Source organism: Idiomarina sp. X4, from assembly GCF_002808045.1.
Classification (GTDB): Bacteria; Pseudomonadota; Gammaproteobacteria; order Enterobacterales; family Alteromonadaceae; genus Idiomarina.
Genome location: NZ_CP025000.1, coordinates 802916 through 825699, shown reverse-complemented (window position 1 = coordinate 825699; position 22784 = coordinate 802916). Strand labels below are relative to the sequence as shown.

20 protein-coding genes are annotated in these 22784 nt (G+C 48.1%); 16 read left to right on the top strand and 4 right to left on the bottom strand.

From position 1 onward, the window contains the following. The first annotated feature begins 60 nt into the window (after positions 1 to 60). Together tuf and CWC33_RS03935 are read left to right on the top strand one after the other, a co-directional pair. Positions 61 to 1245, top strand: a complete 1185-nt coding sequence (gene tuf / locus CWC33_RS03940) for an elongation factor Tu (protein ID WP_100690873.1) — start codon at positions 61 to 63, stop codon at positions 1243 to 1245. Between the two features lie 152 nt (positions 1246 to 1397). Further along, positions 1398 to 2183 (top strand): amino acid ABC transporter substrate-binding protein, encoded by a 786-nt coding sequence (locus CWC33_RS03935; RefSeq protein ID WP_100690872.1) that lies wholly within the window; start codon positions 1398 to 1400, stop codon positions 2181 to 2183. A 4-nt stretch (positions 2184 to 2187) separates the two neighbouring features. Here CWC33_RS03935 and glsA read toward each other — a convergent pair whose 3' ends face one another. From glsA to uvrA, 3 genes are read right to left on the bottom strand one after another with little or no spacing between them, the layout of a single operon-like run. Continuing rightward, on the bottom strand, positions 2188 to 3144 hold the full coding sequence (gene glsA, locus CWC33_RS03930; protein ID WP_100690871.1) for a glutaminase A: 957 nt from the start codon (positions 3142 to 3144) through the stop codon (positions 2188 to 2190). Next, the gene (locus tag CWC33_RS03925) at positions 3134 to 3541 is read right to left on the bottom strand and encodes an acyl-CoA thioesterase (protein ID WP_088768998.1); all 408 of its coding nucleotides are present in this window, start codon (positions 3539 to 3541) and stop codon (positions 3134 to 3136) included. Before CWC33_RS03925 ends, glsA begins: the two co-directional genes overlap by 11 nt. Before the next feature lie 11 nt (positions 3542 to 3552). Then, complete coding sequence (gene uvrA, locus CWC33_RS03920; RefSeq protein WP_100690870.1) at positions 3553 to 6372, bottom strand: excinuclease ABC subunit UvrA; 2820 nt, start codon at positions 6370 to 6372, stop codon at positions 3553 to 3555. A gap of 131 nt (positions 6373 to 6503) precedes the next feature. Between uvrA and CWC33_RS03915 the strand changes: the two genes are divergently transcribed. From CWC33_RS03915 to CWC33_RS03905, 3 genes are all read left to right on the top strand, one after another. Further along, the gene (locus tag CWC33_RS03915) at positions 6504 to 7883 is read left to right on the top strand and encodes an MFS transporter (protein ID WP_100690869.1); all 1380 of its coding nucleotides are present in this window, start codon (positions 6504 to 6506) and stop codon (positions 7881 to 7883) included. A gap of 1 nt (position 7884) precedes the next feature. Next, entirely contained in the window at positions 7885 to 8421 is a 537-nt protein-coding gene (gene ssb, locus CWC33_RS03910) for a single-stranded DNA-binding protein (protein ID WP_100690868.1), read from the top strand. A gap of 107 nt (positions 8422 to 8528) precedes the next feature. Continuing rightward, entirely contained in the window at positions 8529 to 10517 is a 1989-nt protein-coding gene (locus CWC33_RS03905; protein ID WP_157803475.1) for a GGDEF domain-containing protein, read from the top strand. A gap of 4 nt (positions 10518 to 10521) precedes the next feature. Here the strand turns inward: CWC33_RS03905 and CWC33_RS03900 are convergent, their stop codons facing one another. After that, on the bottom strand, positions 10522 to 11748 hold the full coding sequence (locus CWC33_RS03900) for an adenosine deaminase family protein (RefSeq protein ID WP_100690866.1): 1227 nt from the start codon (positions 11746 to 11748) through the stop codon (positions 10522 to 10524). 102 nt (positions 11749 to 11850) lie between these two features. Here CWC33_RS03900 and CWC33_RS03895 point away from each other — a divergent pair, with 102 nt between their 5' ends. The 11 genes from CWC33_RS03895 (at position 11851) to CWC33_RS03845 (ending at position 22783) form a co-directional block, all read left to right on the top strand. Continuing rightward, positions 11851 to 12432 (top strand): thymidine kinase, encoded by a 582-nt coding sequence (locus CWC33_RS03895; protein ID WP_100690865.1) that lies wholly within the window; start codon positions 11851 to 11853, stop codon positions 12430 to 12432. A gap of 55 nt (positions 12433 to 12487) precedes the next feature. After that, positions 12488 to 13522: a dihydroorotase gene (gene pyrC / locus CWC33_RS03890; protein WP_100690864.1), complete on the top strand. Its 1035-nt coding sequence runs from the start codon at positions 12488 to 12490 to the stop codon at positions 13520 to 13522. Between the two features lie 240 nt (positions 13523 to 13762). After that, positions 13763 to 14560 (top strand): Type II secretory pathway component, encoded by a 798-nt coding sequence (locus CWC33_RS03885; RefSeq protein ID WP_232709837.1) that lies wholly within the window; start codon positions 13763 to 13765, stop codon positions 14558 to 14560. After that, entirely contained in the window at positions 14557 to 15159 is a 603-nt protein-coding gene (locus CWC33_RS03880) for a PilN domain-containing protein (protein WP_100690862.1), read from the top strand. The genes CWC33_RS03885 and CWC33_RS03880 overlap by 4 nt, the downstream gene beginning before the upstream one ends. Next, complete coding sequence (locus tag CWC33_RS03875) at positions 15156 to 15788, top strand: Type II secretory pathway component (RefSeq protein WP_100690861.1); 633 nt, start codon at positions 15156 to 15158, stop codon at positions 15786 to 15788. The genes CWC33_RS03880 and CWC33_RS03875 overlap by 4 nt, the downstream gene beginning before the upstream one ends. After that, positions 15781 to 16116 carry a general secretion pathway protein GspB gene (locus tag CWC33_RS03870; protein ID WP_100690860.1) on the top strand — a complete coding sequence of 112 codons (336 nt, stop codon included), beginning with the start codon at positions 15781 to 15783 and terminating at the stop codon, positions 16114 to 16116. The genes CWC33_RS03875 and CWC33_RS03870 overlap by 8 nt, the downstream gene beginning before the upstream one ends. Beyond that, a complete protein-coding gene (mshL, locus tag CWC33_RS03865) occupies positions 16113 to 17783 on the top strand; it encodes a pilus (MSHA type) biogenesis protein MshL (RefSeq protein WP_100690859.1) in 1671 nt (556 codons plus the stop codon). The genes CWC33_RS03870 and mshL overlap by 4 nt, the downstream gene beginning before the upstream one ends. A 5-nt stretch (positions 17784 to 17788) precedes the next feature. Continuing rightward, positions 17789 to 18700, top strand: coding sequence for an ExeA family protein (locus CWC33_RS03860; protein WP_100690858.1), 912 nt, complete (start codon positions 17789 to 17791; stop codon positions 18698 to 18700). Beyond that, entirely contained in the window at positions 18697 to 19830 is a 1134-nt protein-coding gene (locus CWC33_RS03855) for a tetratricopeptide repeat protein (protein ID WP_100690857.1), read from the top strand. Before CWC33_RS03860 ends, CWC33_RS03855 begins: the two co-directional genes overlap by 4 nt. Further along, positions 19827 to 21542, top strand: coding sequence for a GspE/PulE family protein (locus CWC33_RS03850; RefSeq protein ID WP_100690856.1), 1716 nt, complete (start codon positions 19827 to 19829; stop codon positions 21540 to 21542). The genes CWC33_RS03855 and CWC33_RS03850 overlap by 4 nt, the downstream gene beginning before the upstream one ends. Next, positions 21542 to 22783, top strand: a complete 1242-nt coding sequence (locus CWC33_RS03845; protein ID WP_100690855.1) for a type II secretion system F family protein — start codon at positions 21542 to 21544, stop codon at positions 22781 to 22783. The genes CWC33_RS03850 and CWC33_RS03845 overlap by 1 nt, the downstream gene beginning before the upstream one ends. Position 22784: the final 1 nt, after the last annotated feature.

Genomic DNA, 22784 nt, shown 5'->3' with positions numbered 1-22784 from the left:
GTAAGGTCTGGTCCGGTCTTACACAGGACCGGGCTTTCAACTTAAATTTGAGGATATATCATGTCTAAAGAAAAATTTGAACGTTCGAAGCCGCACGTAAACGTCGGCACCATTGGTCACGTTGACCACGGTAAAACTACACTAACTGCTGCTATCACAACTGTTTTGGCAAAAGTTTATGGTGGTGCGGCGAAAGACTTCGCAGCCATCGATAACGCGCCAGAAGAGAAAGAGCGTGGTATCACTATTTCAACGTCACACGTTGAGTATGACACACCAACTCGCCACTACGCGCACGTAGACTGCCCAGGACACGCTGACTATGTTAAAAACATGATCACCGGTGCTGCCCAGATGGACGGCGCGATTTTGGTCGTAGCGGCCACTGACGGTCCAATGCCACAGACTCGTGAGCACATCCTGCTTTCACGTCAGGTTGGCGTTCCTTACATCGTCGTATTCATGAACAAATGTGACATGGTTGACGATGAAGAGCTGTTAGAGCTGGTAGAAATGGAAGTTCGTGAGTTGTTGTCAGAGTATGACTTCCCGGGCGACGACCTGCCAGTTATCCAGGGCTCAGCACTGAAAGCGCTGGAAGGCGACGAAGAGTGGGCGAAGAAAATTGTTGAGCTAGCAGATGCGCTTGACAACTACATCCCAGAGCCAGAGCGTGACATCGATAAGCCATTCATCATGCCAATCGAAGACGTATTCTCGATTTCAGGTCGTGGTACAGTTGTTACCGGTCGTGTAGAGCGCGGTATCATCAACACAGGCGACGAGTGTGAAATCGTTGGTATGAAAGACACGCAAAAGACGACCGTAACGGGTGTTGAAATGTTCCGTAAGCTGCTTGACGAAGGTCGTGCAGGTGAGAACATCGGCGCATTGTTGCGTGGTACTAAGCGTGACGAAGTTGAGCGTGGTCAGGTATTGGCGAAGCCAGGTACAATTACTCCGCATACTAAGTTCGAAGCGGAAGTTTACGTACTGAGCAAAGACGAAGGTGGCCGTCACACGCCATTCTTCAAAGGCTATCGTCCACAGTTCTACTTCCGTACGACTGACGTAACGGGTGCAGTAGAATTGCCGGAAGGCGTAGAAATGGTTATGCCAGGTGACAACCTGAAATTCGTTGTAGAGCTGATTGCTCCAATCGCAATGGACGAAGGTTTGCGTTTCGCAATCCGTGAAGGTGGTCGTACTGTAGGTGCAGGCGTTGTGTCTAAGATCCTAGACTAATACGGTTTAAGTATCGTATACAAAGCCCGGTTTTATGCCGGGCTTTTTTATGGCTGTTGAACGGCTCGTCTTTACAGTTCTTGACATTCAAGCCTCAAAAGTGAAAGATGAAATGTCATGATTTTCATCAATAACAGTAAAGTGTGGGGCTTTTGAGTCGTTTTTTACTGCTTTTCGCAGCGTTACTCTACAGTGGTTTTTTAGCAGCACAGACAAAGATCTATGTTGCGGCTTACGACTACCCGCCTTATTTTTCCGACATTCTGGAAACGGATTTAACCCGAGAGCTGGTTAGGCGCCTTAATGAGCATCAGAGCAATTATGAATTCATTATCGAGGTGATACCTCCATCAGGGCGTTATGAAGCGCTAAGCGTTGGTGGTTGCTGTGATGTTATATTTTTCGAGTCGCCGAGCTGGGGCTGGCGAAATCACGATGTAGAAATTGAAACAACCTTTCCATTAGTTCGTGGAAAAGAGCGGTTGGTAACGGCTAAGAAAGCTGGTAGAGCACAATCGTTCTTTAACAGCTATGAAGGTAAGCGTTTTGCTGGCGTTAAAGGTTACCATTACTTAATTGCCGGAGAACTGAAAGCATCTGACGAACTCAAGCAAGAGTTTACGGTTTATCTCGCCGACTCCAGAATAACGAATATTCGAATGGTTCTAGGTGGTCGAGTTGACTTAACCACGGTTAATGACGAGTTATTGGCGGCGTTGGAAGGTTCTCAGCAAATTAAAGTGGAGAACCTATTGCTGGCCGAGAATACAGATTTTCAGTACGAACTTCACTTACTGGTTGGGCATTCAAAAAAAATTGAAGCATCAACCTTACAGCGGATGTTGAGTGAATTAGGCCGTAAGGGCGAAATTGATCGGCTTTTCCGACGCTTTAATATGGAACGATTCCAGCTATATCGCCCGTCGACAATTCGCTAGCAACTTAGTAAACACTTAAGCCCAGTTTATTGGCAACTTCCCGTACCATAAACATTCCGCGAGCACTGTTTCCAAACTCGTTTAAACGAGGGCTCCAGGCAGAAATCACGCCGAAATCCGGTACTACAGCAACAATGCCACCACCGACTCCGCTTTTTGCCGGTACGCCAACGGTAAACGCGAACTCGCCGCTTTGGTCATACATACCACTGGTGGAAAGAAGTGCATTAATGCGTTGTGAATCACGTTTGGACATAATTTGCTTTTTCGAGAACGGGCAAACCCCGTCATTTGCCAAAAACGTAAACGACCGAGCCAAGTTTTCGCACGACATAGAAAGCGCGCACTGCCAGAAGTAGTGATCGAGCAACTCTTCAACGTCAGAATCGATGTTGCCGAAGCTTTTCATTAAGTGGGCTAATGCCGCGTTGCGGTGTCCGTGATCTTTCTCTGATTCATGAACTTCATGGTCAGCGTACACGGTTTCATTGCCACAAAGACTGCGTACCAAGCTTAGAACCGCATTTTTACTTGCCGAGTAATGACTAACAAGGACATCGCTGATCAAAATAGCACCAGCGTTAATCATCGGGTTACGAGGTATGCCTTTTTCCCATTCAAGCTGAACAATTGAATTAAAAGCCTGACCCGAAGGCTCCATTTTGACACGGTCCCATAATTCGTCTCCGAGACGCTCCATGGCTAGCATAAGACCGAAAATTTTTGAAACTGACTGAATGGAAAATTGGGTTTGCGTGTCGCCAACGGTGAAGGTCTCACCGTCAAGTGTTGCCAACGTCAGTGCGCACTGCTCAGGGTCAACCGCAGCAAGGGCGGGAATATAATCCGCAACCTTGCCGGTTTTTATTGTCATCGCCTGCTCGTAAATATCCTGTAACAGGCGGGTTAAGTCGTCAGGAGCATGTATATGCTGCCCGCCACTGACAATATCACGCGTCAAGAGGATGCTCCGGATGCGTTATCGTTGCGAGTCTTTCTCGTATATCCTGAGGTAGCTTCACTGAACACTCCTTCTGATAATCGAAATAAACTAACACTGACTTACCTTTAGCGCACAGTTTGTCTTTTTGCCAAACTTCGGTGGTAATATCAAATGAGCTACCACCCATTCTGGTGACGTAAGTATTTACCGTAACTGGGCTGCCAAAGTAAATGGGAAACAAATAATCCACTTCCAGTCGCGCCACAATTAGGCTTTGAGTTTCCGGCGACATTTCACCGAAAAATTCGAATATAGGCAGTCGGCCAGTCTCAATCCATCCGGGTATGACCGTGTTGTTTACGTGACCTAGCGCGTCGGTTTCATAAAATCGAACTTTAAAGTCTTCCGATAACATACTGCTTCCTTTTATTTTAGCATCGGCTTCAAGAAACGGGCCGTATGCGATTGTTTGTTCTCACAAATGGCTTCCGGTGTACCCTCGCAGAGTATCTCGCCGCCGCCGGAACCGCCTTCAGGACCAAGGTCAATAATCCAATCGGCTGTCTTAATAACATCTAAGTTATGCTCAATAACAACAACGGTATTGCCATGATCGCGCAGGCGATGAATCACGGCCAGTAATTGTTTTATATCGTGGAAATGCAGACCAGTCGTTGGCTCGTCCAAAATATACAGTGTCTTACCGGTGTCGCGCTTGGACAGCTCGCGGGACAGCTTAACACGTTGTGCCTCGCCGCCTGAGAGCGTGGTTGCTGATTGGCCTAAGCGAACGTAGGATAACCCGACATCCATCAGCGTTTGCAGCTTACGTGCAATGGCTGGAATTGGGTCGAAGAACTCACGTGCGTCTTCAATCGTCATTTCCAGCACTTCATGGATGTTTTTGCCTTTGTACTGAATTTCCAGCGTCTCACGGTTGTAACGTTTGCCCTTACAAATATCGCAAGGTACATAGACATCTGGCAGGAAGTGCATTTCAACTTTAATAACGCCATCACCCTGACATGCTTCACAGCGGCCACCGCGCACGTTAAAGCTAAAGCGGCCAGGTTTATAGCCACGCGCTCGTGCTTCGGGAACACCGGCGAAAAGTTCCCGAATGGGGGTGAATATACCGGTATAGGTTGCCGGGTTTGACCGCGGCGTTCGGCCTATCGGGCTTTGGTCGATATCAACAACCTTATCCAAATACTGGAAACCGTCGACGCTTTGATAAGGCGACGGCACATCGGCTGTCGCACCATTTAGTTCCCGGTGCGCAATTTTAAATAAGGTGTCATTGACCAGTGTTGACTTACCTGAGCCCGAGACCCCAGTCACACACGTCATAACGCCCAGCGGCAACGTCATGGTGACGTCTTTTAGGTTATTACCACTAGCACCTTTTATCACCAACTGACGGTCATCTGGCTTATGTCGCTCAGCAGGCACATCAATCAACTTACGTCCTGACAGGTAGTCACCGGTTAGTGAGTCTTTACTTGCTATAATATCGTCGACGTTGCCCTGAGCGATAATCTCACCACCATGAACACCGGCGCCTGGACCTATATCAATGACATGATCGGACTGACGGATTGCGTCCTCGTCGTGTTCCACCACAATAACGGTATTGCCCAGATCACGTAAGTGGGTGAGGGTATTTAATAGCCGTTCGTTGTCACGCTGGTGCAAACCAATGCTTGGCTCATCGAGAACGTACATAACACCAACTAAGCCGGCACCAATTTGGCTGGCCAGGCGAATCCGCTGAGCTTCGCCGCCGGACAAGGTTTCCGCACTGCGTGACAAGCTCAGGTAATTAAGGCCTACGTTCACCAAAAAGCGCAGGCGGTCGTTAATTTCTTTCAGTATTTTTTCGGCTATCTGAGCACGCTGACCTTCCAAGTCTAATTGCTGGAAGAAAGCCATGGCGTCGCCAATAGACTGTTCGACAACTTCCGGTAAGGTGACATTGTTAATGAATACGTGGCGTGCTTCGGTGCGCAGGCGAGTACCGTGACAACTTTTACAAGGTTGCGTGGCCACGTACTTTGACAGCTCTTCACGAACCGCTTGAGATTCGGTTTCGCGATAGCGGCGCTGCATGTTTGGAATAATACCTTCGAAAGCATGTTCGCGAACGACTTTATCGCCGCGGTCATTCATATAAGTAAATTTTATTTCTTCCTTTCCGCTGCCGAACAGAATGATATTCCGAATATCTTCCGGTAAGTCTTTAAATGGCTCAGACAGCTTAAATCCATAATGCTTAGCCAGTGACTGCAGCATTTGGTAGTAATAAAAGTTACGTTTGTCCCAGCCACGAATAGCACCACCGGTTAAGGAAATCTCGTCGTTAACAACCACCTTTTTGGGGTCAAAAAACTGCTCAACACCTAAACCGTCGCAAGTGGTACATGCCCCCGCTGGGTTATTGAATGAGAACAGGCGGGGTTCCAACTCCTGCATGCTGTATCCACAATGCGGACAGGCGAAGTTTGCTGAGAACACTAAGGTGTCTCCGTCGCCTTCCATAGGAGCAACCAGCGCAGTACCTCCACTTAACTCTAAAGCGGTTTCAAAAGACTCGGCTAAGCGTTGCTCTAAACCTTCGCGAACCTTAAAACGGTCAACAACCACTTCAATGGTGTGCTTTTTCTGCAGTTCTAATGGCGGAGGATCACTTAAGTCACAAATTTCACCGTCAATACGTGCACGAATAAATCCCTGCAGCGCTAATTTTTCTAAAACCTTTAAATGCTCGCCCTTGCGGTTTTGAATAATGGGTGCCAATAACATGCGCTTCTCGCCTTCTGGCGCATCAAGCACTTTGTCGACCATTTGCGATACGGTTTGTGCAGCCAAAGCAACATCATGTGTTGGGCAGCGGGGCTCACCAACACGTGCGTACATTAGGCGCAGGTAGTCATAAATTTCGGTAATGGTACCGACCGTGGAACGAGGGTTGTGAGACGTCGACTTTTGCTCAATTGAAATTGCGGGAGACAGACCTTCTATGCTGTCAACGTCGGGCTTTTCCATCAGTGACAAGAACTGGCGAGCGTAGGCCGATAATGACTCAACGTACCGACGCTGCCCCTCAGCATAGAGCGTATCAAAAGCTAACGATGACTTGCCTGAACCGGATAAGCCGGTAATGACAATGAGTTTGTCACGGGGTATCGTCAGATTGAAATTTTTCAGGTTGTGCGTGCGCGCACCGCGTACTTCAATGTTTTCCATAATTCCCGTCTGTTTTGCAGTTGATATTCAACTTATAGGAAGTCGACAACAAAACGCCATTATCGCACAGTGTGTGCCTTCTGGTACAATATCCACATGATTCATTTTGATACTAGCGCGAACGCAGTAACATGACGCAACACTCGCTCAATAAGACTGAACGAAAAGCCGCTTTCTCACTGGCGTCTGTATTTGGTATACGGATGTTAGGGCTGTTTTTGATCATGCCGGTATTGGCGGTTTACGCACAAGCCTATCCTGACTATTCACCGCTTTTGGTCGGTGTCGCGTTAGGGGCTTACGGACTCACTCAGGCAATTTTGCAAATTCCGTTAGGTATGGCGTCTGACCGTGTTGGCCGAAAACCTATTATTATTGGTGGTTTAGTTGTGTTCGTGCTGGGGAGTATTGTCGCAGCATTAGCAGATAGCCTGGTAATGGTGAGCGTCGGTCGCGCACTTCAGGGGGTTGGTGCGATAGCCGCCGCAATACTGGCATTAGCAGCCGACCTCTCGCGTGACGAGCAGCGTCCGAAAGTTATGGCGATTATTGGTATGTGCATTGGCTTGGCATTTGCTGTTTCGTTAGTTGTTGGACCTTTATTAGGCGGTGTAATTGGTTTGTCGGGATTGTTCTGGTTTACCGCTGCTACCGGCGTATTAGGTATATTGGTGCTTGTTATGAGCGTGCCTGATGTGGTCACAACATCCGCTCGGCGAGAATCTTTGCCGGTCGCTTCGGAATTGAAAAAACTACTGAAGCATAAACAACTTTGGTGCCTGAATATCGGTATTTTTGTACTTCATGCCATTTTAACTGCCTGGTTTGTGACTATTCCCACTCAACTGCAAAGTGCGGGGTTTGAGAGTCAAACACACGCTTGGTTTTATTTGCCAACACTGGCGGCGTCAGTTGTATTGATGGTGCCAATGATTATTCGAAGTTCGCGCAATAACAGTTCAGTCCAATGGTTGCGTGCGTCTATCGCTATTTTAATTTTGTCATTGGCTGCGGTGTTTTATGCTGGTGAATCAGCCGTTTGGTTGGTCGCGGCGTTGGTGGTTTTCTTCACTGGCTTTAATTTTATTGAAGCCAGCTTGCCGTCGCTACTAACACGTATAGCGCCTGCCGGCAGTAAAGGCAGTGCGAGTGGTATTTATTCAACCAGTCAGTTTTTAGGCGCGTTTATTGGCGGTAGTGCCGGTGGTTGGGTCTTACAAAACTATCAGACATCGGGCATTGTGATATTCTGTTTGATCTTGCTACTATGTTGGTTGGTTATCAGCTTCATAATGAAGAACCCAGACAGTGTCACCAGCTTGTCAGTATCAACGCCAAACCTTACGAAAGACAAAGCCGTAAGCCTAAGTGAGCAGTTACTAACCGTTGCTGGTGTAAAAGAGGCGCGCTGGGTCGAAGACGACCAGGCAACGTATTTAAAAGTGGATAAAAAAGCGTACGACGAAAAGGCAGTTAATGAACTGCTGAACGCATTAAGAACAGGAGAGTAAAATGGCCAGCCGCGGTGTGAATAAAGTAATTCTAATTGGTAACCTGGGTGCGGACCCGGAAGTGCGTTATACCCAGAACAGCACAGCGATAGCCAACCTATCTATTGCGACCAGTGAAACCTGGAAAGACAAGCAGACCGGTGAGCCAAGAGAGCAAACCGAGTGGCACCGTTGTGTGGCGTATCGTCGTCTGGCGGAAATTGCGGGTGAATACCTGAAAAAAGGCTCTAAAGTGTATGTCGAAGGACGTTTGCAAACGCGCAAATGGACGGGGCAGGACAATGTAGAGCGCTATACCACCGAAATTGTGATTAATGAAATGCAAATGCTCGATTCTCGTGGTGGCCCTCAAGGTGGCCCACAGGGCGGGCCTCCGCAAGGCCAAAGTTATGGTGGCGGACAACAAGGCGGGTACGGCGGTCAGCAACAACGCCCGGCACCACAACCGTCTCAACAGAACCAACAGCCTCAGCAGAAGCCTGCTGAACCAGCACCGTTTTCACCGGATACGGATTTTGACGACGATATTCCCTTCTAGAGTCATCTTAGACGTTTCGTTAAAAAGGCTCCTGAAGGGGCCTTTTGTGTTATTAAGACGTTAGACTTTACTTGTCAGCGCGTTGTTTTCACTCTAAATTTGTCAGTATGAAACTGATAATACAACTTCTGTTTACCTTCGTTATATCACTCGCATTGACGACTATCGTCATTGCTGAAGATGATGCCATTTCTATAGAAGAACTGGAAAAACTGCCGCCACTTCCTCCAAAGTTCGACACTCTCAGCTACCTTGAAAGAGTCAACTGGCTTAACGAGCGACTTAATGAAGATATTAATGCGGCAGAGGAGTACCGACTGCAACGAGAGCTCGCCTATCAGTACTATTTCAATGGTGAGCCTAAGTTAACTAATGCAATTTGTCAGTCGCATACACCTCAGGGGTTCGACCTTTATTATCGGCACTTGTGCGTATCTACGGAAGACTTGAATTACGAGCAACGAGTTGAAGCCTATTTAAATTTACATGAGAACGCGATGGAGCAGGGGGCTGTTCAGTTTGCGGTTGAAACACTCTCCGAGTTGGGCTGGCTTCAATCGAGTAAAGGTAATATTAGACAAGCATTCCAGACCTTTGAAAGGGCGTTAGAGTTGGGGGAAGACCAACGAGTTAACTGGCCTGTTTTAAACATGGTGATGCAAAACACGGCAACGCTTTACATTATGTATGGTGATGCAGAGTATCGACAAAAAGGCCTGAAGCTACATAAAGAGGTTTTAAAACGCACAAAAGAACTAAGAGATGACAACCAGCTACCGCCAGAGCAGGCACAGTACGCCATTGACTTAACTCACTTTAACTTAGGTGTTGCTAATACATTACATGAGCGAGACTATGAAACCGCTCTCGACTGGTTTGGAAAAGTAAATCTACAGCAGGCGGAACAGGCTAAATCCACTCTTGTTTTTTCAGCTTTGGCGGCTGTTGAGTTAGGAAAATTCGAACTTGCGGAGAATTACCTTGACCAGTCGTCTCAGTTAAAAGGTTCGGATCCGGTTGTAGAACGTTATCTTGCTTGTTATCAGCAGTTGGTGAATCTTCAGTTAGAGCATCAAAACGATATACCGGCTTGTGATAACCTGCACCCCGATACTCAGTTAGAAGTAAAACTGGATGTTTATAAACGTATGTCCGAACTGGAACAGGGAGACCTGCGTGCTAAAGGACAAGCGTATTTCTATGAACTGTATAAAAGCACCCTGCAAGACCAATTAAAACAAAGCAGTAGCGCGGTGGCATCGAATGCGGAGCTGAGCCGTTTGCAACTGGAATCAACTTTACAAAAAGAATTACTTGAAAAAGAAGAGCTTCTAAAGGAAGCCGAGCGCGAACGACGCGAGACCCAGTCGAACCTCATGTATGCCATTATCGCTATTTTCATCTTGGTTGTGGTATTTGGTTTGCTGCAAATACGTCAGAAGTTGCGTCAAGCGAAGCGTTTTAAAGCGTTAAGCCAAAGAGACTCGCTGACCGGATTGCACAACCGAATGTACTTTGAGCGTCGCATTCAAAGAGCGCTTGATGCGGTGAATTTGGCAAACCGCGAAGAAGATAATAAAAGCATGGCGGTTTATCTGTTTGACATCGATTATTTCAAGAAGTTGAATGACTCCTATGGTCATGACGTTGGCGATGAGGTGTTAAAAGAGTTTGCGAACCGTGTGACGCGCGCGCTCAGAGAGCAGGACATGCTTGTGCGCTGGGGCGGTGAAGAATTTCTAGTGGTTGCAAAAGTCGATGACGAAGAGGACTTCTATAACATTGCACAGCGAATACACTTGGCAGTGACGCAGCACCCATTCATCATGCCGAACGGCTTAGAGCTTCCAGTGACGTGTACCGTTGGCGGTGTTATGTGTCCGTACTTAGCTGACATTAACCAGGTACCACACTGGCGAACCTTAGTGCAGTTGGCCGATACAGCGATGTATTACGGTAAATCACAAGGGCGCAATCGCTGGGTTTGTATTAGTGAAATACCGACAAAAGAAATTGAAGAACAGGTGCTTAACGAAGGGTTTAAAATGCTCGATAAGCACCAGGGGCTTAAGCTGAAAACCTCAAGAAACTCCTAAAGCCTTAGTCACTTAAGCCGAACTTTTTAACCACTTTGTCAAAGTACGCTAAGTTCTGCTTGGCGTATTCACGCTTTTCAACATAACGGCCTGGGAAAAAGTTCTTTTTAAAGCCGTAAGCGACAATGTCCTTTAAGCGCTTCAATGAAATATCAAAGTTATCCAGTGCCAGCTGGTATTCGTTACTAACCGTTGTGCGAGACACCAAACGGTTGTCGGTACAAATAATAGTGGCTAAACGATTATCCAGCATGTGCTTAAAGTTATGATTTTTAATGTCACCAATAGCTGGATTTGTTTGTAAGTTACTGGTTAAACACACCTCCACTGCAATGCGACGATCAGCAATGTAAGAGGCCAGACTCTCGCCGTAGGCTTTTGGATCCTCGATGGACGGATCTTCGGTCATTTCAGGCGAGAACAGTGAGTACCCGTGGCCCAATCGGTCTGCATGGCATTTGGTTAAAGCTTCAAAAATACTCTCCGCGCCATAGGCTTCACCCGCATGCACGGTTTTCAGTAAAAAGTTTTCGTGCGCGTATTCGTACACGTCTTTAAATTCTCCGGCGGGGTAACCAATTTCCTGACCCGCAATATCTAATCCGACAATGGGCATACCTTCTTCGTCGCGCATGCGAACGCTGGCGCGCACTAAATCCATCGCCGCCGTCTTAATTACTTGCATCGGTTCAAAGTCGCGCATTAACTGAAATATTTGCGTGTAATAGGGTGAAAATCCCTTTTTGCCGAACATGCGCATGGCGCAGTTGATAATGCCGTAGTCAAACGGAGGCTTATCGCCGTTTTTGACGTCCGAGCGATTGTTGTACTCTTTCTTGGCCCGCGATAAGCCGTCATTAACCACGTGCATAATGGTATCGAAGGTAACGCCCTTACTCGGATCCATCAGTAGCTGCGGTGCAAACCGAACCTCTATGTAATTAACGCCTTCTTCCTGATTATCAACCGCCAATTCATAAGAGGCTTGCTCTAAGTTTTCAAGGTCACGCAGCACCGCGCAGGTGTACTGAAAGCCGTTGAGATATTCACCCAAATTGTTGTAGTGCGACTTAAATACCTTTTCGAACAAGCCTTCTTCAGTATAGCTGGGAAGTTCAATACCCGAGCGCTTTGCCATATCGACAAGGCTGCTGGCACGTAAGCTACCGTCTAAGTGCAGGTGCAAGTCGGCCTTGGGAATGGCTTTAATAAATTCGGGGGAGTAGTGCATGGGAAGAGCTCCTGAATTACGTTGCTTTGTCACATTTTGGCATAAAATCGTGCTAATCTCTGCATCAATTCCGACAGCGTATTAAAAATAACAAGAACAGAAATGGCTTCACTTTATTTCACCTACTCCGCCATGAATGCGGGCAAAAGCACGTCGTTACTGCAAGTCGCGCATAATTATGAAGAGCGCGGTCAACATGTACTGTTGATGACGCCGGCGGTCGATGACCGCGCAGGGCACGGAAAAATAGCCTCGCGTTTAGGTATCGATCGCAAAGCGTTGTCTTTTACGCATAAGTGCGACTTAACCGAGCTTGTTCGGCAGGAACACAAACGTAAAGCTATTGACTGCGTCTTGATTGACGAGGCGCAGTTTTTAACCGAGCAACAAGTTTGGCAATTGACGACCCTGACTGATACCGACGACATTCCAGTCATGTGTTATGGCATCCGGACCGACGCTTTTGGTAGCGCATTTCCGGGCAGTGCGGTGTTATTGGCGGTTGCTGACAAGCTGGTGGAGATGAAGACCATTTGTCATTGCGGGCGAAAAGCCACGATGTCGCTACGAGTTGACGAGCAGGGTAATGCCGTGCGCATGGGGCAGCAAATAGCCATAGGCGGTAATGATCGCTATGTGTCTTGTTGCCGAAAGCACTGGAAAGAGGCCATGCAGCTGCGCTAACAAGCGACAGAATAATACGCTACAATAGGGCATCATTTTTCAGTGGCGTATGACTATGCAAACTTTCACAATTCCAACTCCCGATGACTGGCACTTGCACCTGCGTGACGAGGCGATGTTAGCAACCACCGTACCGGCTTCCGCGGTGGTGTTTAACCGCGCCGTTATTATGCCCAACCTGGTTCCGCCGGTAACAACCGTTGAAGCAGCGATGGCTTATCGTGAGCGCATACTAAAGCAGCTGCCGGAAGGGCAAACGTTTCAGCCTATGATGGCGCTTTACCTTACCGCTGAAACCACACCCGAACTGGTTGCCGAAGCGGCGGCAAACGAGCATATCATTGGCTTTAAACTGTATCCGTCCGGGGCAACAACCAATTCGGCGGCCGGAGTTAAGTCGGTTGAAGCGCTGGCACCAGTGTTAGAAGCCATGCAGCAACATGAGGTGCCGCTGTTGGTACACGGCGAAGTAACAGACGCTGACGTGGATATTTTCGATCGTGAAAAAGTCTTTATTGACCGCCATTTACGGCCTATTACTGAAAAGTTTCCCCAATTGCGTTTGGTACTGGAACATATTACCACCGCAGACGCTGTCGCCTTTGTTGAAGAGTCCTCTGATTATGTTGCTGCAACGATGACGCCGCAGCATTTGCTGATGAACCGCAATGACTTGTTGGTGGGCGGTGTTCGTCCACATAATTATTGCCTGCCTATTTTAAAGCGCCGTTCTCACCAAATGGAGCTGCAACGAGCCGCCTTATCGGGGAACCCTAAATTCTTTTTGGGAACCGACTCTGCACCACATACTCAGGATAAAAAAGAAACGGCTTGTGGATGCGCTGGCTGTTACTCGGCGCCGGCCGCTATTGAACTCTATGCTGAGTTTTTCGATGCGCATGGCGCGCTGGATAAGCTGGCCGATTTCGCGAGTGGCTTTGGTGCAGACTTTTACCGTATGCCCAGAAATACCGGTGAACTGACTTTAGTGAAAGACCAATGGCAGGTGCCGGCAACGGTGGATACCGCAAATGGACCTATGGTGCCGTATTGGGCCGGCGAAACGTTGAATTGGAAAGTAGAGCGTTAGTAGCGGCAGACCCTAGAAAAACGGGTTATGACATTAGTTATATTTGTGTAGGTGCAGTGCATTTTATAATGTGCTTTACAACGATTCTGATAAGATGTTGTAAAAATAATTAAAAGGTGTTGCCGGGTGTTTGGATTTACGCAACAGAAACAAAATGCTCATCACGTTTGCTTCCAAATCACGCAAAAAAGTGTGCGTTTATTAGTCGCAAAAAGTCACGCAGGGAAGTGCGAGCTCATTGTGAACGATCAAGAAGATGCGAGTCCCGGCAACCTTATTGAAAAAGCAGTTCATATCCTGAAGAAGTACAAACGCCTTTCGTTAAAAGACGCCTCGGTATCATTGGTATTAGGTTCTGACTGTTATGAGTCTGTGCTGGTTGATCGACCGATGGTCGATCCGGAAGAAATCGCTGAAAGTTTGAAGTACAGCTTAAATGATCTGGTCTCATTATCTGCCAGCGATATTGTTGCGGATTATTATGAATTTCCAGAACAACCAACCGGTCAGGATAAGATTGTAGCGGTCGTTGCTAGCAAGAGCTTGCTGAGACCTTGGGTGGATTTTTTTGCTGAAAGCGACTTGTCATTAGTCGCCATTACTGTTTCTGAACTGACCTTGCCTAGCCTAATTAAGCCGCCTGCGCATCCGGAAATGGTCATTTATCAAACTCAGGAAGGGCATTACCTAGCTCAAATTTACACATCGAAGGGATTGTTGTTTACCCGTCTTTTGCGCGGCGTTGCTGCCATAGACGCTTATACCGAAGAGGAAATAGAGGCGGGAGCATTGGAGCCGCTGGCAACGGAACTGCAACGATCAGTCGACTATTTCGAGAGTCATTTAAGGCAAGCACCCATAAAACACATTCATATTGCCATTGAACATGTAAAGCCGGGAGTTGTTGTAAAAAACGTATCGCAAATGCTGGCGGTCGAGTGCGATGTTTACCGTTATCCGCAGTGGTCGCAAGAGTTAATAGAGGGTGATTTTACAGACTTGCCCGGCCTCGCTGTATTCGAGGAGTTGCGGGTATGAAACAAAGCGTTAATTTATATCGGGGTGACTTGGTACCGGTTCAACAGCGACTCACACTAGCTAAATTAGCGACAGGACTGGTTGCCTTGGCGGTCGTGGTTTTTGCATTAGTAATTTTTTCCGGCTGGCAACACCGTCAGACACAAGACACAAATAATGAGCTGACAGAGCGACTCAACTCCGTAAACGCTCAATTGACGTCTTTACGTGACCGCTTAAATAGCCGTAAACAGAGCCCTGAACTGGTCTCTAAGAAAGCCGAACTGCAAGCTTACATTCAGGATGCGCGAACGTTTCGACAAAGTATCAGTGACTTTGAAACGTCTGAGTCGTCGGCGGTTGCTTCGCTATTAAGTGAGCTGTCGGACATTACCCCACAAGGCGTTTGGTTAGAACGTTTTGGGCTGGACGGTGAAAAGATATATTTAAAGGGTTACGCAACCGATACAGAAAAGCTAGTGTTGTGGATGGACAAGTTTGACCAGTCCGAATTATTAGCCAGTAAACGCTTTGCGGTCGTTGAACTGTCACGCAGCGAAGAGGGCTATCAGTCTTTTCAACTGCGTACCGAAAGACGTGAGGAGCCAGCAAAAGAATGAACCGTTGGCAGCATTTAGAAGAAAACTTTGGCGTGCTCCCGGCACGACAGCGAGTCATGATAGCGGCTGCAGCTGTTTTGTTGATTGTGCTGCCAATGCTGAGCTACGTCATAATGCCGGATCTGGAGAGTGCTGCTGCTCTTAGCTCTGAAAATGAACGTTTGAATCAGCAAATCGAGCAGGTTAATTCGGCGGTGGATGAGCTGAAAGGCGAGTTCGATGAGGACATTAACGAGCCGCTAAGACAGGAGATAAAGCAGCTGCAGGTGTCGGCAAGTAATGCGCGGCAGTCGGTTGAAAATAGTGCAACCTTACAGGAAGTTTCACAGCGCAGAGCATTTCTGAACAGCGTACTGAATACGTCGGACGCTTTAGAAATCCAGAGTTTAACGGCTAAAGAGCCGCGTAAAGTTTTTGAAACAGGAAGTATTGCACTTTATGAGCATGCGGTAGAAGCTGTATTTACTGGTACCTATTTTGATGTTTTGGCGTTTGTGAGAGTGCTGCAAAGCCAGCACCCAAATGTCATTTGGGCTCACTTTGATTATCAGGTTAAACGTTACCCGCAAGGGCAGATAACTCTGGAGTGGCATTTGCTAAGTACCGACAAGGAGTTTATCAGTGGTTAAATGGTTAGGCGTTGTTCTGATATTACTGTTAGGGTCGGTTGCAAGCGTAAGTGCCCAGACAAAGGACCCAACACGGCCGCCTGTGGATGCGGAGCCGTCATTAGCATTAGCTGAAGTTGCAGATATTCAGCTGACACAAATTATCTATTCTGACGTTAAGAAACTGGCGGTTATTAATGGTACGTCTTTGCGAGAGGGCAATACCATTGCCGGTTTTACGGTGTCAGAAATATTACCGAATAAAGTGAATTTAAACCGAAGTGGTGAGCGTATTACGTTGAATGTTTTTCAGCCGCTAACGGAGTTGAAGTCGGGAGCTGAACAATGAGAATACTATTGCTGGCAATGGGTGTCGCCATAGCGGGATGCGCGTATCAACCGGGGTATACTCCAAATAACCAAAAAGAAGCCATGACGCCCGAGAGTCAAGCTGACGCATCGGCGCCGGCGCGTCAGGAAGGCATGCCAGCGGCTGTTAGTGAGTACTTACGTCAAGACGTTAGTGCGCAGGAACAACAGGGTATTGAGCTTCTTGAAGAAGACCGTTTTGTGCTGCAGGCGGAAGACATTGATGCGAAACAATTCTTCTATGGTTTGGCCGCTGATACGCCATATAACATGCTAGTGCATCCAGACGTTTCGGGCTCTATTTCACTGAGCCTTAAAGACGTGACACTCAATGAAACCTTGAGTGCGGTTCAGGATATTTATGGTTTTGAGATTCGCCGTCAGGGGAGAACCATTCAGGTTTACCCGGCGGGTGTGCGCACTAAAACATTCTCGCTCGATTATTTGTCGTTAAAACGCTTTGGCATGTCGCAAACGGAAATATCCGGCGGTGGCGTGAGCGAAGAGCGTGATAATAATCGCTTTGGGGGAAACAATAATAACTCTAGCGCTTATAACTCAACAGGAACGCCATTTACTGGTAATGATAGCGGGCAGTTCAATCGAACCAACCAACGGCTTCAAGGCAACGGCTCCAGCATCAACACTCAGTCTGAAACAGACTTGTGGGGCGATCTAAAAGAAGTGATAGAAGGCATTATTGGTGGCGGCAATGTCGTTTTGTCACCGCAGGCGGGTATTGTCAGTGTTACAGCTTCACCAGATAAGTTACGAGCGGTTGGTGACTTTATTGACACTCTTGAGAGCCGCTTACAACGTCAGGTGATACTGGAAGCCCGGATCATAGAAGTGACCCTGAATGATGGCTATCAGCAGGGGATTAACTGGAGTGATTTGGCGTCGGGTAGTGCGGGCTTTGATGTCGAATTTAACGGCGTTACGCCAAGTAATGCGACCTCCGCAGCTATCGGTGGTTTGTTTGGCCTTAGCTACAGTGATGAAGCGAATGGCTTTAACGGCATGATAGAAATGTTGCAAACACAAGGCACCGTGCAGGTTTTGTCTAACCCGCGTGTTAGTGCCTCAAATAACCAAAAAGCCGTTATCAAAATTGGCGAAGATGAATACTACGTAACGAACGTCGACTCTACGACGAATCTTGCCGGGGGCAGCGGCGCTGCTGTATCCAACTCAAACGTTGACTTAACGCCGTTCTTCTCGGGTATATCGTTAGATGTTACCCCGCAAATTAGCGACGACGGTGAGGTCATCCTTCATGTGCATCCATCGGTTGTTGAAACAGAAGAGCAACAAAAAGTCATTACCTTAACCGATGGTGAGCTCGTATTGCCGCTGGCGCGCAGCAATATCCGCGAATCAGACACTATTGTTAAAGCGCGCAATGGTGAAATTGTTGTACTGGGCGGCCTAATGCAAACCGTTAATTCAGAAGAAGTGGGTAAAGTGCCGCTTCTGGGTGATATACCGCTGTTAGGCGAGCTTTTTACAAACCGTCGTAATCGTCAGGAGAAAAAAGAGTTGGTGATTCTATTGAAACCAACCGTTGTTGGTGTTGATACCTGGCGCGATGAGCTTAAACGCTCTCGTGAACTGTTGAATGAATGGTTCCCGGATATTGAGCAATAGCGAGTATGTACCTGTACCACTACGGCTTACGCGAACTGCCCTTTACGATAACGCCGAACACGCAGTTCTACTACGATCTTAAAAGCCATCACGAGGCGTTTGAGGTGGTGTTGACTGCGCTGAAAACTGGCGAGGGTTTTATCAAAATCACCGGCGAAGTGGGTACCGGAAAAACCTTATTATGTCGGCGTTTACTCAATGAAATGCCCGACTTTTTCAAAGCGGCCTATGTGCCAGACTCCTACCTGGATCCGGCCGAACTCAGACTGGCGATTGCGCAAGAGCTTGATGTTGACACCGAGAAACTCGGCAATCAGCAACAGTTGGCCAGAGCCCTTCAGCAGCGGCTTTTAGACATTAGCAAAAGTGAACAGTCGGTCGTTATTCTTATCGATGAAGCGCAAGCGTTGCCTGAAGAAAGTCTTGAAGCGTTACGGCTGCTCTCTAATTTAGAGACGGAACGCCGCAAGTTGGTGCATATTGTGTTGCTTGGTCAACCAGAGCTTGACGAGCGGCTATCACAAAAAGCGTTTCGGCAGCTACGCCAACGCATCAGCTTTTCTCACAAGTTAACGGCAATGAACGCAGAAGAGACGGCTGACTATATAGCGCATCGCATGCAGGTTGCCGGCTACAAAGGCACGCCTATTTTTAACTGGAAATTAATTAAACAAATTCATCGGTGCAGTCGCGGCGTACCACGGTTAGTGAATATGCTGTGCCATAAAATGATGTTGCTTGCCTACGGCGAAGGGCGTCATAAATTGACGAATCGTGACCTTAGGTTCGCGGTGAAAGATACCGAAGATACTCGGCTGGAGTCGGGGCGCTGGCTGCCTTTAACGATTGGTATCGCAGCAATGTGTTTGTTAATAGTGGCTATGGGCTATTGGCAAATCACGGAGGGTGGACTATGAGCTTAATTAATAAAGTCCTGAAAGACCTCGACAAGCGTGGTCAAGAGCCTTTTGACCGCGAAGCAGGCGGTAGTGCCGTAGAGCGCTCAGAGCCTCGCACGAAACTTCCTTGGATAGTGCTGGGTCTGGCAGTGGTTGGTATCTCTGCTGGTATTGTGCTTTGGCCGGCAAGCGACAGTCAAACGATGACGGTGTATGAAGCGGAGAAACAACTGCAGCCTGAGAAGGCTCAACAGAAACCGGTGCAGACAGAAAGTCCGCGGGTTGAAGCCAGGCCTAATGATGGCAAGCTCAATGGTAATCTTGATGAGCCTGAAATTGCCAGTACCGATAAGCGTGCGACAGTCAGACAATTAGAAGCAGGCACAGACAATAAACCAAGCGAGTCTCAAGAACCAGAATTCAGGCAAACTGAACAATTAGCGGAAGCGCAATCAGAAAAGCAGCCAGAGCAAGTACCAGAAAGAACAGAGAAAAGAGCAGAGGAAAAGAGGACAGAGAGTGACTCGGTCTTCGTAAAAAAATCAGTTGATCTGACACCAGAAGAAATTGCTCAACAGAATATTGAAAAAGCGGAAAAGGCTCAGCAACAGGGTCGCTTAACTCAGGCCGAAGAATACTGGCGACAGGCCTTGGCTGTCACCCCTGATAACAAGCAAGTGCGCAAGCAGTTGGCCGCCTTGCAATATGGTCGCAACAAAGTAACTGATGCGTTAGCGACATTAGAAGTGGGCTTTCAGAGAGACCGGACGGACACCGACTTTCGGATATTGAGTGCGCGTATACTTGAGCGAGAAGCAAGGCCTGGTGCGGCGTTAAATGTGTTGCTTAAAAACTGGCCCAGCGCGGAAGAAAAGCCCGGATACTCACACAAAGTGGCGCTGCTAGCGCAGGACACTGGTAACTATGAAGTGGCGGAAACCGCTTATACGCGACTGACTCAGGCGCAACCTCATGAGGGGCGCTGGTTTGTGGGTAAGGCGGTCGCTCAGGAAAATCAAGGAAGTGCGGCAGCTTTAACCAGCTATCAACAGGCGCTGGAGCGAGTCACGCACGAGCCTACTCGTCAGTTTATTGAAGCAAAAATTGCTGCCTTGTCAGCAAAAGCAAACTCAGCAGGTAAGCCATGAAACGTCCTCGCCTCAAAATGCGGTTGGGTGATTTGTTGGTTCATGAGCAAATCATCAGTGAAAAAGAGTTGGACACAGCGCTAGAGAAACAACGAGAAACCGGGCGTAAGCTTGGCGCGACGCTTATCGACCTTGGCTATATTACTGAGCATCAACTGCTGGAGTTCTTATCACAGCAACTCAAGCTACCCCTGTTAAGTATCTCCGAGCGGCGAATACCGCCTGAAGTTTTTAAACTGTTGCCGGAAGTCCAGGCTCGGCGTCATCGGGCATTAGTCATTGAAGCGGACGACAACGAAGCGTTAGTCGGCATGAGTGACCCTGCCGATTTGTCCTCTATTGATGCAATAAACCAACTACTGGCGCCGCGACAAGTGGAGTTGGCGGTGGTTCCAGAGGGCGAGTTGTTAAGTGCGTTCGATAACCTCTACCGCCGTACGAAAGAAATAGAAACCTTCGCTAGCCAGCTTCAGGACGAGTATGAGGAAACCTCTGAGTTTGAACTCGGTCAACTGAGTCTGGACGAAGAGGGCGATGAAGCCACCGTTGCCAAGTTGCTGCAGTCGGTTTTTGAAGACGCTGTTCAGGTTCGCGCATCGGATATTCATATAGAACCCGATGAAAACAAATTGCGTATCCGCCAGCGTATAGACGGTGTGCTGCAGGAAAACGTACTTGATGAAACAAATATAGCCAATGCGCTGGTGCTGCGGTTAAAACTGATGGCGGGACTGGATATTTCCGAACGTCGTTTGCCTCAGGACGGTCGCTTCAACATGAAAATTCGCAAGCACAATATTGATGTGCGTGTGTCGACCATGCCGACTCAATATGGTGAGTCATGCGTCATGCGTTTGTTGGATCAGTCCGCGGGATTGTTGTCGCTGGAGCAAACCGGTATGCCCGAAAATATTCTGAAGCGGGTTCGCTCCCTTATTAAGCGACCACACGGCATGCTGTTGGTAACCGGTCCAACGGGCTCAGGTAAGACCACAACGCTTTATGGCGCACTGAGTGAATTGAATACCGAAGCCAAGAAAGTTATTACTGTGGAAGACCCGGTTGAGTATCGCTTACCACGAATTTCCCAGGTTCAGGTTAATAATAAGATAGGCCTCGATTTTGCCAGAGTGCTACGAACCACTTTGCGTCAGGATCCTGACATTATCATGGTGGGTGAAATGCGTGACCATGAAACCGTAGAAATAGGGCTGAGAGGCTCTATTACCGGCCACTTGGTTTTGTCGACACTGCACACCAATGACGCGATAACCAGTGCTATGCGCTTAATTGATATGGGCGCCCCTTCTTATTTGGTCGCTGCGGCACTGCGCGGAATACTAGCGCAACGCTTGGTTCGCAGGGTGTGCGAAAAGTGCACCCAAAACTATCAGCCGGATGAAGCAGAGCAGCAGTGGCTGGAGCATTTATTAGAAGGCAGCAGCGAGTTTGAGTTTAAACATGGCATTGGCTGTCAGAACTGTAACCATACCGGGTATCACGGCCGTATCGGTGTGTTTGAACTTCTGGAAATGAACGGCGAGATGATGGATGCGCTGCGCGACAACGACACCCGGGCTTTTGCACATGCAGCAAAAAGACACCCGGGCTATCAGTCGATGGCGTCTGTTGCGTTAGAGTATGCGCGTCAGGGTGTGACTACCGTCGAAGAAGTTTTATTCCTGGCAGAAAGTGTTGAGGACAATATCTGATGCAGTTTCGTTACCGCGCCCGCGACAAACAAGGTCAGTTACAGACTGGCGCCGTGGAAGCTGGTGACGAGCGCAGTGCGGCAGACGCATTATTGAAACGCGGCCTGACACCGGTGGCAATTGAAGAAGGTGTCGCTGCGAGCACTGCGATGCCGGGTTGGGATACTTTAAAGGCGAAGGTTGCTGATGGCTTACAGCCCAAAGTCTCTCTCGATGAGTTGATTATATTCTGTCGGCAAATGTATTCGCTGACTCAGGCGGGTATTCCTATGCTTCGTGCTATCGAAGGGCTGGGCGATACAACGCAGAACAAGCGTTTACGAAACGCATTAAAAGATATTCACGAACAGCTCGAGCGTGGCCGAAATTTGTCAGCAGCTATGGCCAAGCATAAAGGCATTTTTCCACGGCTGATTGTTGCCATTGTCCATGTGGGTGAAAATACCGGGCAGCTGGAAGAATCGTTTCAGCAGTTAGCGGTTTATTTGGAAAATGAGCAAGATACCCGTAAGCGTATAAAAGCAGCGACACGATACCCGAGCTTCGTAATGATAGCCTTAGTCGTTGCGATGTTTGTACTGAATATATTTGTGATTCCAACGTTCGCCTCCATGTTTGAGCGTTTCAATGTGGAGCTGCCATGGGCGACAAGAGCATTGTTGGGTTCATCGCAGTTTTTTGTTTCCTACTGGCCGCTGTTATTGGCGCTTATGGTGGGCGCTTTCTTTGGTGTTAGATACTACAAAGAGACTCCGCCGGGGCGGTTGATGTGGGACACGTTAAAGCTGAAAGTCCCCGTTATTGGCTCTATATTGCGTCGCGCAATGTTGGGGCGATTTGCGCGCAGCTTTTCAGTCATGTTGGGAGCCGGCGTACCACTAACGCAGGCACTGTCATTGGTGGCGGAAGCGGTGGATAATGCCTGGATGGAAAACCGAGTCATTGAAATGCGTCGCGGTATTGAACGAGGTGAGAACTTATCTCGCGTAGCAAAGCAGTCAAACCTGTTCACACCGTTAATTCTGCAAATGATTTCAGTCGGTGAAGAAACGGGGCGTGTGGACACTTTGTTGCTGGAAGTTGCTGAATATTACGAGCGCGAAACGGACTATGATCTGAAGACCTTAACAGCGCGTATCGAGCCGCTGATGATTGCAGTTGTTGCGGTTATGGTGCTCATATTAGCGTTGGGTATTTTCACGCCAATGTGGGACATGATGAGTGCCTACCAGGGACGTTAAT